The sequence below is a fragment of the Parasynechococcus sp. genome (genome assembly GCF_042954325.1).
Lineage (GTDB): Bacteria > Cyanobacteriota > Cyanobacteriia > PCC-6307 > Cyanobiaceae > Parasynechococcus.
On sequence record NZ_JBGKDS010000038.1, the window covers coordinates 1 to 17,063 of the forward strand.

The following is a 17,063-nucleotide window of genomic DNA, read 5'->3' on the forward strand; positions in this document are numbered from 1 at the left end:
TGCGGGGGCAGAACCGCTTGGAGCATCGCCCAGAAGAAACGGATCTTTCAGCAGATCAGGTAAGGCCGCCGCTGGGGTGGCTGCGGGTTGGGTGTCTTCAACCGTCTCCACGGGAGCATCGTCGTTGCGTGCTTCTGGGCGGCTGGCAGCACGGGAGCGCTCGAGGCCCTGTTGTGCCAGTTGCGCCTGGATGTCGGGTGGTTGGCTCTCGAGCACCAACGCGTAGAAGCGCCTGGCTTGTTCCGGTTGCTCAAGGCCGTGAAGGCTGATGTGGCCGAGCAGCAGGGTCACAAAGCTGCGCCATCCGTACCAGGCCGCCGCATTGCCGGAATCCTCTGGTGTGGTCTCCTCCAGTTCCGACAGCAGCCCCATCGCGATGGCATGGGCGTCGGAGTAGCGCTCGTTGCCGTAAGCCTGTTCGGCTTGCTGGTAACGCGTCTGGAAGTCCCGGTCCAAAAGAATGGAGCACTGTGACTCCGTTGTATCGCCAGTTCGCGGAATCCACAAGGTAACTTTTCAGGGATAAAATTAGTCATACCAACGGGTTTCGGTGATTCTGCCGCCACCCATTTGATCTGGAGTGGGCTGCGTTGCGATGGCCAGTTGCTGGGTTGCAACACTGACGAAAGGCCACCAGCTCGTTTATTGTTTGGTCGTGAGGAAAAACGCCTCACGGGGTGGAAACAAGGTCACACTCCCGAGTTGCGTTTTAGAGCCCCTGCCTTCGGCGGGGGCTTCTTTTTGTCTGATTGATGGTGAGGCGCTCCCGCTGGCTCCGCTGCAGGGCCAGTTAGGCCTGGTCGAGGGGGGACGCGGTTCCTTTGGCGGTATGGCGTTCTTGGCCACCGAGTTGGAAGCCGGCATGGACGGCCTGGAGTGCTGCCACGCCGTTCTCTTCCGGTACGACGCAGCTGGTGCGGATCTCGCTGGTGGCGATCAGAGCGATGTTGATGTCGGCATCGGCGAGGGCCCGGAACATTCGACCGGCCGTGCCCGCTGTGCAGGGCATGCCAGCTCCAACGGCGCTGACGCGGGCAATGCTGGGGCCATCCTCCAGGGCTGCTCCAGGCCATTGCGCCAGCAGGGGGGCCAGGGCCACATCGGCGCGGGCACGATCGTCCTTGCGCAGGATGAAGCTGATGTCGCGGCTGCCGTCACCGTGCTGTCGCTCCGATTGAACGATGGCGTCCAGGCTGATGGTGGCATCGGCCAGCGCGGTGCAGAGGGCGGCGGCCGTCCCCGGTCGATCGGGGACATGGCGCACGGTGAGTTGGGCCTGGTCACGGTCGAGGGCCACACCCCGGACTTCCGGTGCGCCGGTGTCTTCCACCACAGGATTCAGATGCACCTGGCCATCACTGACTTCAAAGGCCTGGCGAACGGCTTGCAGCGCTTTGCTGCCATGGCTGGAGTCGATCACACAGCTCACTTTCACTTCGCTGGTGGCGATCAACCTCAGGTTGATGCCCTGTTGGCTCAGGCAGTTGAACAGCAGAGCGGCGATCCCCGGGCGGCCCATGATCCCGGCTCCGCCGATGCTGAGCTTGGTCATGCCACCTTCGGCGGCTAAGTCTCCGCCCAGGCTGTCCAGAACGCTGCGGCTCACGGTGCGGGCCTGTTCGAGATCCGCTTCCGCGACGGTGAAGGTGATGTCGTTACTGCTGCCTTCGTGGGTGGCCTGAATGATCAGGTCCACATTGATGTCGGCTGCGGATAACGCTTCGAACAGTCGTGCGGCGATGCCCGGTTGATCGGGGATGTGTGACAGCGCGATCACGGCCTGTTGATCGACTTCCTCGACGCTGTCCACCGGGCTGCCGAGTTCGAGCCCATCGCGACCGATCGGTCGGCGGCTGCGGCTGGTGAGCCGGGTGCCGGGCGCATCACTCCAGCTGGAGCGGACCACCAACGGCACGCCGTAGTTCCGCGCAATTTCAACCGCGCGGGGATGGAGGACGGATGCGCCGAGGCTGGCCAGTTCCAGCATTTCGTCGCAACTCACCTGATCCATCAGCTGGGCATCGGTGACCTTGCGGGGGTCGGTGGTCAAGACACCGGGTACATCGGTGTAGATCTCACAGGCCTCAGCGCCGAGGGCGGCGGCGAGGGCAACGGCGGACGTATCCGAGCCGCCGCGTCCGAGGGTTGTGATTTCAGCGGTGCCGTCGGGCCCTGTGCTGGTGCCTTGAAAGCCCGCCACGACAACAACTTGGCCTTCGGCCAGCCGGGATTTCACGCGATCCGTACGGATGCTGAGGATGCGGGCCCGGCCGTGGGTCGATTCCGTGACGATTCCCACCTGGGGACCGGTCATTGAGACCGCCGGGATCCCCAGGCCATGCAGCGCCATCGCCAGCACGGAGATCGACACCTGCTCACCGCTGGCGAGGAGCATGTCCATCTCCCGTTGCGGCGGTTGGGCGTTCACCGCGGCGGCCAGGCTGGTCAGCTCATCGGTGGTGTGGCCCATGGCGGAGACCACGATCACCAGGTCATGGCCGTCTTCTTTGGCGGCGGCAATCCGGCGGGCGACGGCCTGGATGCGTTCGGCGCTTCCGACCGAGGTGCCACCGAATTTCTGCACCAACAGAGCCATGCGCCAGGTCTGAGCAACGCTGGATTTTCTCACCTGGTCGGATCGCTGGCCCTGGGCGTTGTTCAGCCCAGCAGCCCGTCGCGAAAGGCATCACCGGGTTGGGCGCCCAATTTGAGCCGCGCTTCCACGTCCAGCAGGCGGCTCAGTAGGGAGAGAAAACGCTTGGGTTGGCGTCCCTGCAATTGTTTGCGCATCACATAAATCCGCTTGGGGTTGCCGATGCCAGCGGCTTTGGCAATGACCGCCACATCCCGTTCTCCGTCGGCTTCGAGCAGGCTCACCCACAGCCAGCCGCGGATTTGCCCGGTCAGAGTGGCCACGATCCGCAGCGCCGGTTCGCCGGCGTCGATCAGAGCATCCCAACGGGCGACGGCTTCGCCGGGGTCACCGTCGAGCAAGGCATCGCCAACGGCGAGTGCATTCGTGGCGCGACCACCCACCAGGGCATGCACGAGCTCGGCGCTGATGGTTGTGCTGCGCAGGGCGAGTTTGCGCAGTTCGGATTCGAGTCGGGCGCTGTCGGTGCCGATCGCATCGACCAGGGCATCGATGGCCTCTGGCTGCACGGTCAGGCCCAGGGCTTCCGCGGTTTGCTGCACCAGTTGTCGCTGCCCCGCCCCATCCCAGATGGCGGGCAACGGGAAACGTTGTTCCTCCGCCAAGCCCTGTTTGATCCGTTTCTGCAGGGCTTTGCTGGTGCGCAGCCGACCGTCGGGCTTCGCTGGATTCACCAGCAGCAGATGGCTGTTGGTGGGGATGAGATCCAGGGCCGCTTCAAAGCGATCGGCCAATTCGCTGGGGCAGTTGTTGCAGAACGGGCTGCGTTGCAGCAACACCACCCGATCGCCCGTGCCGAAGGGAGGCGTACGGGCCTCTTCCAAGGCCTGATCAGCTTGACCACTCTCAGCTCCATCCAGGCGGCTGAGGTTGATGCTGCTCCAGCTGGGATCGAGTTTGGCGTTGATCAAGGCGTCGATGGCGCGATCCCTCGCGGCGGCGTCATCTCCCCAGATCAGATGAATTGGCATCACCGCTCGGAGCGTTCGCTGATGATGCCAGGTATGGCTCTTGATCATCCAATCTTCAGCGACAGCATCCGGCTGATCCGGGCTGAGCTGGGAGAGACGGGGTTGGACCCACTCCAGCAGCAGGTCTTGGAACGGCTGGTCCACAGCAGCGGTGACCTCGGCATCGGTGCCTTGCTGCGGTTCAGTCCCGGCGCCTGCGAGGCCGGTTTGGCGGCGTTGCGGCTGGGAGCCCCGATCCTGACGGACACGGCGATGGCCGCGGCGGCGGTGGCCCCGATGGCGCGTCGCACCCTGGGCACCACGGTGCGGACGGTGTTGGAGTGGGCTCCGGATCAGGCGCCGCAGGGATCCACCCGGACGGCTGAGGGCATCCAGCGGGCGTGGTCGTCGTTGAGCGACAACGGGTCAGGTCCGGCGCCCGTGGTGTTGATCGGCAGTGCTCCCACGGCGTTAGAGCGGTTGCTGGATCGCATCGATGCAGGGGCGCGACCCGCAAGCCTGATCATCGCGATGCCGGTGGGTTTCATCGGGGTTCTGGCGAGCAAAGCTCGTGTTGCGGAGAGTGAGCAGTGCCACATTCGTCTCGAGGGAACCCGCGGTGGAGCCGGTTTGGTGGGTGCGGCGGTGAATGCACTGCTACGCGCCGCAGTGATGCCACCTGAATGATATGGAAGGTGAATGTTGACAGCTTTGATGACAACAAAGCCCGGTGTATGATCGCTTCATCAGGTTGAAATGTAGATAGCGCATGCAGGATTTTGAAAAGTTTTCCTCCTCTCTGTATCTGCGTGGTCTAACGAGCGACTCCGACGCGGCTGCTGTTGATCAGAATCAGAAAACGTTCATTATCTTTGGTGTGCCCCGTGGTGGCACCACCATGGTGGCCCGGGTCGCTGAACAGTTGGGCGTTTCGATGGGCTCGGGGTTGCCCTCGAATTATGAAGATGATGAATTTAATTACGACAAAATGTCGGATGCTGTGAAAGAGGATCCGAAGTTGATGGCTCGGGGATTGCTACGTGCGATTAACCGACGCAATGCCAAGCGTGATGTTTGGGGGTGGAAATATCCACGTGCCCATCTTTACCTGCCCTTGATTATTAAACAGCTGAGGAACCCGCAGCTGATCTGCGTGCTGAGAGATCCAGTGGCGTCGTCGTTGCGGCCGTTGTCGCGCAAGCGCGTGCAAAAGGAAGGCAAAGCCCAATTGCCGACGCGCGTGATCAAGCAGCATTTGAATTGGCAGCTTAAAAATATTGAGCAGATTCATAAATTTAACCGTCCGACGTTTCTCTGTAGCTACGAAAAAGCCGTGCTTGACCCAACTGCTTTTGTGGCGGACATGGCCAGTTTCATCGACCTGCGCAGTGATGAGCAAAGCCTCCGTGCTGCCGTGGACCAGATTCAACCTGGCGGCTACATGCAGGCCTGAATTACAACACCTGGTACCCCTGCCATAGTTTCGTGGCTACATCTCCATGTCTGTCGGCGATGAAGTTGTAGGTGGCTTTGAAATGCTGAACAAGCTTTTGATTGAGTTCGGCGGGTAAGGAGCTGCTTTTTGGCGAAGCATTGAAGACCTGGGAGGAGTCGAAGGGTTTGAGTGGAATGTCCAAGAACATCTTGATTTGATGGTAATTATCTGGTTCGAAAAGGTTCTCGTAGAAGCCGTAATGAATTTGGGTTTTGTCGAAGACTTGCTCGAGCTGTTTGATTGTTTTTTCGTACTGTGACTTGTAACTGGTGAAGCCATTCAGTGTTGCTTTTTCAACGAATTTGAATTCGTTGAATTGGCTTTTTTTGTCGTCGTTCATGTTGCGTTCTTTCATTCGCGCGAGCGACCACACGCGCTCGACGGGGTCGCGCATCAAAAAGAAGACTTTGACGTTGAAGCCCCGTTGCTCCAAGCCTTGGCGAATTAATTGGTATGTTTTGCTTTGCAGTAAGGCGTAATTGGGTGTGATGTCGCCAACGGCATCAACCTCTGGGTTTTTGAGGTAGAGGTAGTCAAAATAGTCAAAATAATGGTCAACGTTGTCGATGAAGGCCAGCTCCAAGGCGGTATTGTTTGATCGCTTTCGACCGATGCCAAGATTTCTCCCAAGTGTGCCCCTCTTGTTGGCATTTAGGATTTTGTTGATTCTTTTCTCTCGGAATCCGTTCTTTGGATTTTTCCCTATTTTGAGCTCTTCGTAGTCTTCAATGGCATCGAAGACGTGATACTCCTTGCGAAAACCAAAGTCGACATTGGTATTGCTGTTCAATTGGCGATGGAGCCAGGTGGTTCCGCCTTTTTGCGCGCCGACGCCGAGGATAAAGGTTTTCGTCATCAGGGCAGGCTTTTAGCCATTTTACCCCAGTCATCGCAGTCGATTGTCATCGCCTGAGCGCTTTTAGAGCTGGGTATAGCCGAATTGTTCAAATTCTTCGGCAAAGCAACTGTTGATGATCTTGATTTCGTCGGAATTGAATAACTGTTGTGGCAAGGTTTTGGTGGTGGTGTTGGTCTTCTTCAGGTGCGGAAGCGGCTCGACCGTGGTCTGGCCGAGCTTGTGCATCAAAATTTCGTAGTCATGGTTCAGTCGTTCGTAGCGCAGGTAAAAGGTTGGACGCAGCTTGGCTTGGGCGTCTTTGTAGAGGTCGATGTTGGTTCGAATGGCGTGATTCTTTGCTTTTTCGAGAAATCTGTCCTTGGCTTGTTGGAATAACGGGCTGCTGGAATCCAGGGAGTCTGTGCTGCGTTGTTGAACAGCTTCCTTGCTGGCGGCATGTTTGATCCGCGACAGGGCCTGCTCGTAGGGGCAGCGGGTGATGGCAATAATTGTCCAATCTGTGTTGAATCCGCCGAAGGTCTCCTCCATTGCGGTAAAGCTCATGTGCCCTGCATAGCTCCCCCGGGGCTTGCGAATTGAGGACCAATCCAGCTCTGTTTGTTGTTCAGTGGCCATCAGGGTTTTGCGATAGCGCGCTACTTTTTTTGTGTCAGCCCCGTAATTTTGTGCCATTAACCCCGTCGTTTTCAGGCGAAGTAGTTCGTCGATGGGTGTGATTGGCGTCAGGATGTCATGCGCTGTACAGAGTGTGCTCAGGCCCACTTCAACGCTCGTTCCAGCGACTTTTCTTCCTTTGATGAATGCAAACTGGTTGGCCTTGGAGATGATCATCGTCAGTCAGTCTTGCCGGCAGAGTCGCATTGATGGGTGGGTTCCGATGTCATCGGCCCGCCCTGGGAGGCCTGTCCTACGGCCGGTGGTGGTTGCCCATGGTCCAGTGTGATTGTTCCGTTCCGCCAAGTCAGCCTCCAGCCCTGGCTGAGGTTGGCCTGGCCCGCCGGTTGCCCTGGGCCGAGGCGTCGACTCAGTTGCAGAAGTTGTTCTGAGCTGACCATGGGCACACCGTTGGTCTGGAACCAGTGGGTCAGGAGCAGTTGTCGGCTTGCGATCGAGAGTTGTCCAAGTGTTCGGAGGTCCAGGCCGCCTTCGCGACTTAGTTGTTGCAAGGCCAGCTCGGTGAGTTCGCTGCGGATGCCGGCCTGATGGGACAGGCGCTCCGCCGTCGCAGCCATGCGAGCGCTGCAGCCGGGATGCAGCTCCTCCAGCACCGGCATGACGCTGTGGCGGATGCGATTGCGGGCGTGGATTGGGCTGGCGTTGCTGGGGTCCAGCCAGATCGGCTGCTGCAGCTCGGCGCAGATCGCAGCGGTCTCCCGGCGGCTGAACTGCAGTAGGGGTCGGAGCAGCAGCGGGCCGTTGGGTTGTTCCGCCGTGAGCGCCCGCTGGGTGGGGAGGCTGCTGATGCCGGCGAGGTCACTGCCGCGGGCCAGGTTGATCAACATGGTTTCAGCGCGATCACTGGCGGTGTGCGCCGTCACGGCGTCGCAGTTCAGGCGTGTGCAGTGGTTCTGCAGTTCGCTGTATCGCCAGTCCCGCGCTGTGCGTTCCGTGCTGGCTTGTCCGGGCTCTGCCTGGCTCACGATTAAGGCGAGGCCCTGCTGTTGGCACCAGGTGTTCAGGTCCCTGGCGATCTGTCCAGAGTCCGAATGCCAACGATGGTCCCCATGCCAGAGGTGGAGCTCCCAGTGGTGGAGGTGGCGCAGATCCAGCAGCAGTCGCAGCAGGGCCATCGAGTCCTGTCCGCCGGAGATGGCCAACAGCAGCCGGCGATGGGCTGGCAACAGCTCGGGCTGATCCAGCAGCTGCCGGTGCATGCGGTGATGCCATCGACTCCAGCCCCGCCCGTCCATGGCTGTCACCCCTCCGATGGGAGACTGAGAACATCGTTGTCCACCACCATGACCCGTCTTCAACAGCTGCCTGCTGCGCTTCAGCAGAGCCTGGTTGAGCGTCGCACTCTCAAGGTGATTGCCGGCCTGATGAATTTTGACGCGGCCAGCGTGGCTCGCGTTGCCCGTGCCGCCGGTCATGGCGGCGCTGATCTGATCGACGTGGCCTGTGATCCCGAGCTGGTCAAGCTGGCCATTGAGGCGTCCGGTGGTGTGCCGGTGTGTGTGTCGTCGGTGGAGCCCGAGCTGTTCCCCGCCGCCGTGGCCGCCGGAGCGGTGATGGTGGAGATCGGTAATTTCGATGCTTTTTATCCCCAAGGCCGTTTGTTTGGTGCCGATGAGGTGCTGGCTCTGACCCGCCAGACCCGTGCCCTGCTGCCCGATGTGGTGCTGAGCGTGACTGTTCCCCACGTGCTGCCCATGGATCAGCAGGAACAGCTGGCTGTGGATCTGGTCGCTGCTGGAGCTGATCTGATTCAGACCGAGGGCGGCACCAGTGCCAAGCCTTTTAGCGCCGGCAGCCTCGGGTTGATCGAGAAAGCAGCCCCCACCTTGGCTGCTGCCCACAGCATCAGTGCGGCCTTGAAGGCTGCTGACGTTGCGGTGCCGGTGCTTTGTGCCTCCGGCCTGTCCTCCGTCACCCTGCCGATGGCCATCGCCGCTGGTGCCACCGGTGTGGGTGTTGGATCCGCCGTGAATCGCCTCAGCGATGAGTTGGCGATGGTGGCGGTGGTTCGCGGACTGCGTGAAGCCCTGGGTCGTGCGGTCACCAGCCGCGTCTGAAACCAGGCCTAGCGTGGGTTCAACCCTGCAGAGCTCCCATGGGATTGATCGGCTGGCTGTTGCAATGGCCCGTTCGAGCCCTGGTCTTGCTTCTGGTTGCGGCGATGCCGCTCGGGGTTGAACTGGCCAACTTCCGGGCCGCACTTTGGTCGGCCGTTGTCATTGGTCTGTTGGGCACGGTGTTGATCGTGCCCTTGAAGTTGGTGTTGGCGTTGCCCTGGGCGATGGTCAGCCTTGGAGGCTTGATCGCGCCGGTCACTTGGCTGTTCAACTGGTTGATCACCGTGGTGTTGTTTGCGCTTGCTGCCGCGATGATCGATGGCTTTCGTTTGAAGAATGGGCTCAGCAGTGCCGTCCTCGGTGCCGTGGCCTACAGCGTGATCAGCGCGGTGTTCATTCGCGTGCTCGGTCTGGGTGATGTGGGAGTGATTCGAGCAGCACTGGCCTGAGGACTGGCCCTAACGTGATCGACCCGGCATCCGGCCCTGCTCTGTCATGCCCGCTTACGACCTGACGGCGCCCTACACCCCGAAGGGTGATCAGCCGACGGCAATTGCCCAGTTGGTGGACGGCGTCAACGGAGGGCAGCGGTATCAGACCCTCCTGGGTGCGACCGGCACGGGCAAGACGTTCACGATGGCGAACGTGATCGCCAAGACCGGCCGGCCGGCCCTGGTGCTCGCCCACAACAAGACCCTGGCGGCCCAGCTCTGCAACGAGCTGCGCGAGTTCTTTCCCGAGAACGCTGTCGAGTACTTCATTTCCTATTACGACTACTACCAACCCGAGGCCTACGTTCCGGTCAGCGATACCTACATCGCCAAGACGGCGTCGATCAACGAAGAGATCGACATGCTGCGCCACTCGGCAACCCGCTCCTTGTTTGAGCGTCGCGATGTGATCGTCGTGGCCTCGATCAGCTGCATTTATGGCCTGGGCATTCCCAGTGAGTACCTCAAGGCGGCCGTCAAGTTTGAGGTGGGTGAAACGCTCAACATTCGTGGTCAGCTGCGCGAACTGGTGAACAACCAGTACAGCCGCAACGACACCGAGATCGCCCGTGGCCGCTTTCGGATGAAGGGTGATGTGCTCGAGATCGGTCCGGCCTATGAGGACCGTTTGGTGCGAATTGAGCTGTTCGGCGATGAGGTTGAGGCGATCCGCTATGTCGATCCCACCACCGGCGAAATCCTGCAGAGCATGGAGGCGGTGAACATCTATCCCGCCAAGCACTTTGTGACGCCGAAGGATCGTCTTGATACAGCGATCAAGGCGATTCGCACCGAGATGAACGAGCGGCTGGACTTCCTCAACAGCGAAGGCAAATTGCTCGAAGCCCAGCGGCTGGAGCAGCGCACCAAATACGACTTAGAGATGTTGCAGCAGGTGGGTTACTGCAACGGGGTTGAGAACTATGCCCGTCATCTGGCCGGACGTGAGGAGGGCACACCGCCGGAATGTCTGATTGATTATTTCCCCGATGATTGGTTGCTGATCGTTGATGAGAGTCACGTCACCTGTTCTCAGCTGCAGGCGATGTACAACGGCGACCAGGCCCGCAAGAAGGTCTTGATTGAGCACGGTTTCCGTTTGCCCAGCGCCGCGGACAACCGCCCCCTGAAGGGTGAGGAGTTCTGGCAGAAGGCCAAGCAGACCGTGTTTGTTTCCGCCACGCCAGGCAATTGGGAGATGGACGTCAGCAGCGGTCAGGTGGCTGAGCAGGTGATCCGTCCCACCGGCGTGCTCGATCCGATCGTTGAGGTGCGGCCCACCACCGGTCAGGTCGACGACCTTCTGGGGGAGATCCGTGATCGGGCCGCCAAGAACCAGCGCGTGCTGGTCACCACGTTGACCAAACGCATGGCGGAAGATCTGAGCGATTACCTGGCCGAGAACAAGGTGCGGGTGCGTTATCTCCACTCCGAAATCCATTCGATTGAACGGATCGAGATCATTCAGGACCTGCGGCTGGGTGAATACGACGTCCTCGTGGGCGTCAACCTGCTGCGCGAAGGCCTGGACCTGCCGGAGGTGTCGTTGGTGGCGATCCTCGATGCCGACAAGGAGGGTTTCCTACGGGCGGAACGGTCGTTGATTCAGACCATCGGCCGCGCGGCACGGCACGTGGAGGGGTTGCCCTGCTCTATGCCGACAACATGACCGAGTCGATGGCCAAGGCCATCGAGGAAACCGAGCGGCGGCGCAAGATCCAGCAGACCCATAACGAGAAGAACGGCATCGTGCCGACCGCGGCCGGCAAAAAGGCCAGTAATTCGATCCTCAGTTTTCTGGAGCTGTCGCGGAAGCTCAAGCAGGACGGTCCCGATGCCGATCTCGTTGAGGTGGTGGGCAAAGCCGCCAAGGCCTTGGAGAACGATCCCGACGCCGGCCTGGCCCTGGAGGCCTTGCCGGAGCTGATCGATCAGTTGGAAAGCAAGATGAAAGAGGCGGCCAAGAAGCTTGATTTCGAAGAGGCCGCCAACCTCCGCGATCGGGTCAAACAGCTGCGCCAGAAGATGGCCGGCACCCACTGATCCCCTGGGGCCTGATCAGGCCACAAGTTGATCCAGCACCTGCCGGGCCCGTTGCACCACCGGGGCCGGCACCCCCGCCAGGCGTGCGGCTTCGATGCCGTAACTGCGGCTGGCGCCGCCGGGACTGACCTGATGCAGGAACAGCAGGTCCTCGCCGGTTTCTTCCACCAGCACCTGGAAATTGGCCACGTTCGGCCGCTCCTTCTCGAGGGCATTGAGCTCGTGGTAGTGGGTGGCGAACACGCTGCGGCTCTGGAGCGTGCCGGCGAGATGTTCACTCACCGCCCAGGCAATCGAGAGGCCATCAAAGGTGGCGGTGCCTCGGCCGATCTCATCAAGCAGCACCAATGAGCGGTCGCTGGCGTGGTGAAGGATGTTGGCAGTCTCGGCCATCTCCACCATGAAGGTGGATTGTCCTGCGGCGAGGTCATCGACGGCGCCGACGCGGGTGAAGATCCGATCGGCGATGCCGACATGGGCCGCTTCGGCCGGCACCCAGCTTCCGATTTGGGCCATCAGTTGGATCAGACCGATCTGGCGCAGATAACAGCTCTTGCCGCTGGCGTTCGGGCCCGTGAGCACCACCAGGTCGGTGTCCTGGCCGAGGGCCACATCATTGGGGGTGAAGCGGCGTTCCACCAGCAGCTGTTCCACCACCGGATGGCGGGCGGCTTTGAGCGTGAGTTCGCGGCTGTCGCTCAGGGTTGGAGCGCAGTAGCCGCCGGTGGCGGCCACATCGGCCAGGCCGGTGAGGGCATCGAGGCCGGCGACCGCCCGAGCCGCGGCGCGGATTGGAGCCGCCATGGCCCCCACCTGCTCCCGCAGCTGCACGAACAGCTCGTACTCCCGTTGGCAGGCACGGGCTCTCAGCTGAAAGATCTTGCCCTCGCGTTCCTTCAGCTCCGGGGTGATGAAGCGTTCTTCGTTGGTGAGGGTCTGGCGGCGGATCCAGTGCTCCGGCACGGCGGCGGCTTTCGCCTTGCTGACGGCCAGGAAGTAGCCAAAGGTGCGGTGGTACTGCAGCCGCAGAGTGCTGATGCCGCTCAGGCGGCGCTCCTGCTGTTCTTGCTGGGCCAGCCAGGCCTCCTGATCATCGAGCTGGTTGCGCAGGCCATCGAGCAGGGGGTCGACGCCGTCATGGATCAGGCCGCCTTCGCTCAGCGCCAGTGGCGGGGTGTCGATCAGGGCATGGCGCACGCTGTCCGCGAGCTGGAGCAGGGGCTGCTCCGGTTGCAGCAGGGTGTCCAGCCAGGGAGGACCGCCCTGGATCGTGCCTTCCACACTCCGCAGTTGAGCCGCGAGTTTGGGCAGCCGTTCGATGCCATCGGCGATGGCCACCAGGTCCCGGGCTCCGGCATGGCCGGCACCGGCCCGGCCGGCCAAACGTTCGAGATCGCCCATGGGCCGCAACAGGCGGCGCAGGGCCTGGCGCAGGCTGCGTTGCTCCACCAGGGTCGTCACGATCGCCTGGCGTTGTTCGATCGCCTGGCGTTGCATCAGTGGTGCCTCCAGCCAGCGCCGCAGACAGCGGCCACCCATGGCGGTGAGGGTGCGGTCGATCGCCCACAGCAGGGATCCCGGCAGCACCCCATCCCGTTGGGTGGCGGTGAGCTCGAGGTTGCGGCGGGTCTGGGCATCCAGCACCAGGGCGTCGCCGTTGTGCACGATCGTCGGCACATCCAGCGGCACGCGGGCATCGTCCTCCAGCGGTTGGGTGTCGCGCAGGTACCGCAGCAGGCCACCGATGGCCCGCAGGGCCAGGGGCAGCTCCGGCAGACCGAGACCCTCAAGCCCGGCCAGGTTGTAGTGCTGCAACAGGGCGGCTTCCGCTTCCGGGCGGCTGAAGGGTGTGCTGGCCATCGGGGTGAGCCGCAGCCGATCCGGACACCAGGCCGGTGCGCTGTCGTCTCCACTCCACAGCAGTTCGGAGGCCTCGAGCTGGGCCAGCTGCTGGTGCAGGGCATCGCTGCCCTCCCGTTGCAACACCTCCACTTCACCGGTGCTCACATCCGCCTGGGCTAAACCCCAGCGGAAGGGGTGTTGGTGGGTGGCCGGTTCCACCACCACCGCGGCGAGCCAGTTGTTGCGCCGTGCACTGAGCATGCCCTCTTCCAGCACGGTGCCGGGGGTGAGCACCCGGGTGATGTCCCGCTTCAGCAGGGACCCTTTGCTGGGGGTGGTTTCGAGTTGATCGCAGAGGGCGACGGAATAGCCGCGGCGGATCAGGTCACTGCAGTAGCGCTCGGCGGCGTGGTGGGGGATGCCCGCCATCGGCACCCGGCCGATCGCCTTCCCCGCCTCTTTGCCGGTGAGGGTCAGCTCCAGCTCACGGGAGAGAGTGATCGCGTCCTCGAAGAAGCACTCGAAGAAATCCCCGAGCCGGTACAGCAGCACCCGTTCGGGATGGGCGAGTTTGAGTTCGACGTAATGGCGCAGCATCGGGGTGAGCTGCTCGGGCGTCACCTGGCTGTGGTGACTCCAGGCCGGTTCGTCCTTGTCGTTCTGGTTGGTTTCGTTCTGGTTGGTGGCGCTGGGATCGGCCGTTTGGCTGGCGTCGCTTTGTGTTGGGGTCTCCTCGGCGGCCCGTTGGCGGGGGCGCGCGGCGGCATCGGCCCCGAGTTCGGCATCGCTCAGTTCCCCTGGATCCTCAATGGGATCCCTGTTGGCATCAGGATTGGTGGCCCTCGGCGCCGGTTCCGGCTCGCCGAACAGGCTGCCCTGCAGGGTCTCATCCGTGGAGCCAGCAGACGACCGGGGCATGGACCTGGTGGTGCGGCGCTGATCGTACCGAGCCCGCCCGTGGCCTTCAGGGTGTGAAGAGTCCCATGACGGAGTCGGCGCAGCGCCGGCCTCTCGTGTGAGAATCGCCCGACGATCCACTGATCCATGCAGTTAATCAACACCCTCACCGTGCTGGCCCTGGTGGTGATGTCCTTCGCGTTGATCGTGGCGGTGCCCGTGCTCTACGCCTCCAGCGAGGATGTCGGCCGCTCCAACCGTCTGATCCTTGTCGGTGGTGGCGTCTGGGTGGCTTTGGTGCTGCTCAACTGGGGTGTGAGCTTCTTTGTGGCCTGATCGCGGCATTTCGCGACAGTCCAACCCTGGGCGGTGCCACGATGGCTTGAGCTGTCGGCACCGCCTCCATGGCCACCTTCGAAGGACGTTTCACCGATGCGTCGGGACTACGCATCGCGGTGGTGGTTGCCCGTTTCAATGATCTGGTCACCGCCAAACTGCTGAGCGGCTGTTTGGATTGCCTGCACCGCCATGGCATCGACACCACGGCTGAGAGCCAGCAGCTCGATGTGGCTTGGGTGCCGGGTTCCTTTGAATTGCCGCTGGTGGCCCAGCAGCTGGCCCGCAGTGGCCGCTATCAGGTGGTGATCACCCTGGGTGCGGTGATCCGTGGTGACACGCCCCATTTCGATGTGGTGGTGTCGGAAGCCAGCAAGGGCATTGCGGCGGTGGCTCGGGACACCGGCGTGCCGGTGATCTTTGGGGTGCTCACCACCGACACGATGCAGCAGGCCCTCGAGCGGGCTGGGATCAAGAGCAATCTCGGCTGGAGTTACGGCCTGGAGGCTCTGGAGATGGGCAGCCTGATGGCGGTGTTGCAGCAGGCTTGAGCCCTGATGTGACTGAGGGGTGCGGTGGATTGACCACAGGCACCCCTGTGGTGCATGCTGGTTCGGTCGCAAGGGAGACATCCCAACCGACGACCTGCGGATGTAGCTCAGTGGTAGAGCATCTCCTTGCCAAGGAGAGGGTCGAGAGTTCGAATCTCTTCATCCGCTTGTTGAACGATTCTGAATCAGCAGCTCTTGCGGCTGGGCTGATTTGAATCCGAGCTGTTGATAGAAGCCGGAGCTGTTGGTGGTCATCAGATACACCCGCTCCGCCTTCTGCACGTCAGGGGATTCCAGCAGGGCCTCCACCACGCGCCGGCCGAGTCCACGGCCCTGGAGATCGCCCGCCACCACCACATCCCAGAGCACGGCCCGGTAGATGCCGTCGCTGCTGGCCCGCCCGAAGCCCACCAGGCGTTTGCCGCGCCAGAGGCTGACCACCACGGTGCTGCCGGCCAGCATCCGCCGCAGCTGCTGGAAGCTGCGGTGCTGGGCCCAGAAGGCGTGCCGGTTGAACAAGCGATGCAGCTTGAGCAGGCCGCGGCTAGGCCTCAGTCCAGGTCCGAGTCCGAACAGGCGCAATCCCGGTGCGCCTTTGGCATGGTGAACAAGGCGGATCGGGGCAGCCATGGCGTATGCGCTGACCTCTATCTTCGCTGTTGTCGAGACGGGGTCGAATGCAGGGGCGGCTGCCGGAGTTTCTCGGGATCGGTGTCCAGAAGGGTGGCACCACCACCCTGCAGCGGCTGCTGGAGCAGCATCCGCAGGTGTACTTGCCTCCGCGTAAGGAACTGCACTATTTCAGCCTCCATTACGGAAAGGGTGAGGCCTGGTATCGCCAGCAGTTCGCTGAGGCTCGGGCCGATCAGCGCTGCGGCGAGATCACGCCCTATTACCTGTTTCATCCGGAGGTACCCCAGCGCATCAAGGCCCTCCTGCCCGATGTGACCTTGCTTGTTCTGCTGCGCGATCCGGTGGAGCGTGCGCTGTCCCAGGTGTTTCACTCGCAACGCTTGGGGTTGGAACCCCTGCCACTGGAGCAGGCCTTGGCGGCGGAGTCTGAGCGCCTTGCGGGCGCGGACGATGTGCTGGCAGCTGTGGATGGACGCCATCGCAGCCATCAGGAACACAGTTATCTGGCCCGTAGCCGCTATGAGCTGCAGTTACGACGCTTTGCGGCGTGTTTTGGGGCTGAGCAGATCGTTGTTCGGCGCAGCGAAGATCTGTTTGAGCGGCCTGAACAGGTCTGGTTTGATCTGCTGCACCATCTGGGCCTGCAACAGATCCCCCTTCCCGAGAAGGGCCGACGGGCCCATGTGGGCTCCAGGGATGGCGACGATCTTGATGAGGAACGCATGGTTGAACTGCGAGGCAAACTCGCGATTCAGCTGCAGCCCACGTATCAATATCTCGAGCAGAACCATGGCCTGTCGTGGCCCAGGAGAGGCCAGTGATCATGAAGGAGCAACAGTCGTCTTTGGATGAACCGCGAGCACGGCCTGCCCTGGTTCGCGTGGCCATTCCCCATTTTTGTCGACCTCAGGCGGATGCGGAGAGCGGCTATGGCTCGTCTCGAGACGACGCGGTCCTGTTCCGCTCCTTGGCGCTGGCGCGTTGTTTGGGCGGTGTGTTGGCGTTGGCACGCGGCATTCGCGAAGAGATCCTCAACATCGCTGACCATTCCCTGCTTGAAGCACCATCGCGTTGTTACCCAAAGCGATCTCTGCAGGGTGTGGTGGTCGATTGCCACGTTTTTGTCGTTCAAGATGCCTTTCTGGCTGAGACGCTCAAGGCCTTTGACCGGCGGATCAAGGTTCATCAAGTGGCGTTGGAGGATCCGCGGCAGCTCCCCCATGCCGCCCGTTCGTTTCTGCTGAAGGATGACGCACCTGGTGATGCGGATTTATCGCTGTATCTGGAAGACGATCTGGTGATTCACGACCAGTTGTTTGCCGACAAAATGCTTTGGTTCACCGAGAAGCTGAATCATCAATACTCCTTGATGCCCCATCGCTATGAGCTGACAGGGAGCCATGTGCAGCCACGGCTCTTTGTCGATGGGCCGATTGACAGCACGGTGCTTCCGGAGCACCAACAGCCAGCTGCATCGGTTGCCCAGGGCCAGTTCTGGGATGGGCAGACGATCGCATTCGATCGCGCCAGCAATCCGCACAGTGGCTGCTTTGCTTTAAGTGCTGCTCAACGCAGGCGGCT

15 protein-coding genes, 1 tRNA gene and 2 pseudogenes are annotated in these 17,063 nt (G+C 61.7%); 10 read left to right on the top strand and 8 right to left on the bottom strand.

All coding sequences use genetic code 11. The features are described 5' to 3' along the window. The 3 genes and pseudogenes from ACGVKB_RS05810 to holA form a co-directional block, all read right to left on the bottom strand. Positions 1 to 456 (bottom strand): annotated as a pseudogene (locus ACGVKB_RS05810) (hypothetical protein); the annotation flags it as partial. A 334-nt stretch (positions 457 to 790) separates the two neighbouring features. After that, positions 791 to 2,596, bottom strand: a complete 1,806-nt coding sequence (locus ACGVKB_RS05815) for an aspartate kinase (protein WP_392350341.1) — start codon at positions 2,594 to 2,596, stop codon at positions 791 to 793. A 62-nt stretch (positions 2,597 to 2,658) separates the two neighbouring features. Further along, positions 2,659 to 3,624, bottom strand: coding sequence for a DNA polymerase III subunit delta (gene holA, locus ACGVKB_RS05820; RefSeq protein WP_392350328.1), 966 nt, complete (start codon positions 3,622 to 3,624; stop codon positions 2,659 to 2,661). A gap of 24 nt (positions 3,625 to 3,648) precedes the next feature. On the opposite strand from holA, the gene ACGVKB_RS05825 reads away from it, so the two are divergent. Together ACGVKB_RS05825 and ACGVKB_RS05830 are read left to right on the top strand one after the other, a co-directional pair. Beyond that, positions 3,649 to 4,290: a precorrin-8X methylmutase gene (locus ACGVKB_RS05825; protein WP_392350342.1), complete on the top strand. Its 642-nt coding sequence runs from the start codon at positions 3,649 to 3,651 to the stop codon at positions 4,288 to 4,290. Between the two features lie 82 nt (positions 4,291 to 4,372). Beyond that, positions 4,373 to 5,056 carry a sulfotransferase gene (locus ACGVKB_RS05830; protein ID WP_392350329.1) on the top strand — a complete coding sequence of 228 codons (684 nt, stop codon included), beginning with the start codon at positions 4,373 to 4,375 and terminating at the stop codon, positions 5,054 to 5,056. Between the two features lies 1 nt (position 5,057). On the opposite strand, the gene ACGVKB_RS05835 is transcribed toward ACGVKB_RS05830, so the two are convergent. The 3 genes from ACGVKB_RS05835 to tilS all read right to left on the bottom strand — a co-directional run bounded on the left by ACGVKB_RS05835 (position 5,058) and on the right by tilS (position 7,867). Further along, a complete protein-coding gene (locus ACGVKB_RS05835) occupies positions 5,058 to 5,954 on the bottom strand; it encodes a sulfotransferase domain-containing protein (RefSeq protein WP_392350330.1) in 897 nt (298 codons plus the stop codon). A 63-nt stretch (positions 5,955 to 6,017) separates the two neighbouring features. Next, positions 6,018 to 6,788 carry a hypothetical protein gene (locus tag ACGVKB_RS05840; protein ID WP_392350331.1) on the bottom strand — a complete coding sequence of 257 codons (771 nt, stop codon included), beginning with the start codon at positions 6,786 to 6,788 and terminating at the stop codon, positions 6,018 to 6,020. 2 nt (positions 6,789 to 6,790) lie between these two features. After that, positions 6,791 to 7,867 carry a tRNA lysidine(34) synthetase TilS gene (gene tilS / locus ACGVKB_RS05845; RefSeq protein WP_392350332.1) on the bottom strand — a complete coding sequence of 359 codons (1,077 nt, stop codon included), beginning with the start codon at positions 7,865 to 7,867 and terminating at the stop codon, positions 6,791 to 6,793. 48 nt (positions 7,868 to 7,915) lie between these two features. Between tilS and ACGVKB_RS05850 the strand changes: the two genes are divergently transcribed. From ACGVKB_RS05850 to uvrB, 3 genes and pseudogenes are all read left to right on the top strand, one after another. After that, entirely contained in the window at positions 7,916 to 8,689 is a 774-nt protein-coding gene (locus ACGVKB_RS05850; RefSeq protein WP_392350333.1) for a DUF561 domain-containing protein, read from the top strand. Between the two features lie 38 nt (positions 8,690 to 8,727). Then, a complete protein-coding gene (locus ACGVKB_RS05855) occupies positions 8,728 to 9,138 on the top strand; it encodes a phage holin family protein (protein ID WP_392350334.1) in 411 nt (136 codons plus the stop codon). 46 nt (positions 9,139 to 9,184) lie between these two features. Next, positions 9,185 to 11,223, top strand: a pseudogene (uvrB, locus tag ACGVKB_RS05860) (excinuclease ABC subunit UvrB). A gap of 15 nt (positions 11,224 to 11,238) precedes the next feature. Here uvrB and mutS read toward each other — a convergent pair. Beyond that, entirely contained in the window at positions 11,239 to 13,983 is a 2,745-nt protein-coding gene (mutS, locus tag ACGVKB_RS05865) for a DNA mismatch repair protein MutS (protein WP_392350335.1), read from the bottom strand. 126 nt (positions 13,984 to 14,109) lie between these two features. Between mutS and psbZ the strand changes: the two genes are divergently transcribed. The 3 genes from psbZ to ACGVKB_RS05880 all read left to right on the top strand — a co-directional run bounded on the left by psbZ (position 14,110) and on the right by ACGVKB_RS05880 (position 15,017). After that, positions 14,110 to 14,298 (top strand): photosystem II reaction center protein PsbZ, encoded by a 189-nt coding sequence (gene psbZ, locus ACGVKB_RS05870; RefSeq protein ID WP_392350336.1) that lies wholly within the window; start codon positions 14,110 to 14,112, stop codon positions 14,296 to 14,298. Positions 14,299 to 14,366: 68 nt separating this feature from the next. Continuing rightward, the gene (gene ribH / locus ACGVKB_RS05875) at positions 14,367 to 14,849 is read left to right on the top strand and encodes a 6,7-dimethyl-8-ribityllumazine synthase (protein ID WP_392350337.1); all 483 of its coding nucleotides are present in this window, start codon (positions 14,367 to 14,369) and stop codon (positions 14,847 to 14,849) included. Between the two features lie 96 nt (positions 14,850 to 14,945). After that, positions 14,946 to 15,017 (top strand) — tRNA-Gly (locus ACGVKB_RS05880). Here the strand turns inward: ACGVKB_RS05880 and ACGVKB_RS05885 are convergent. Beyond that, the gene (locus ACGVKB_RS05885; RefSeq protein ID WP_392350338.1) at positions 15,009 to 15,479 is read right to left on the bottom strand and encodes a GNAT family N-acetyltransferase; all 471 of its coding nucleotides are present in this window, start codon (positions 15,477 to 15,479) and stop codon (positions 15,009 to 15,011) included. The two genes, ACGVKB_RS05880 and ACGVKB_RS05885, sit on opposite strands and share 9 nt — an antisense overlap. A gap of 47 nt (positions 15,480 to 15,526) precedes the next feature. On the opposite strand from ACGVKB_RS05885, the gene ACGVKB_RS05890 reads away from it, so the two are divergent. Then, entirely contained in the window at positions 15,527 to 16,303 is a 777-nt protein-coding gene (locus tag ACGVKB_RS05890; RefSeq protein WP_392350339.1) for a sulfotransferase family protein, read from the top strand. Positions 16,304 to 16,305: 2 nt separating this feature from the next. Further along, a partial coding sequence (locus ACGVKB_RS05895; RefSeq protein ID WP_392350340.1) for a hypothetical protein occupies positions 16,306 to 17,063 on the top strand: 758 nt, incomplete at its 3' end.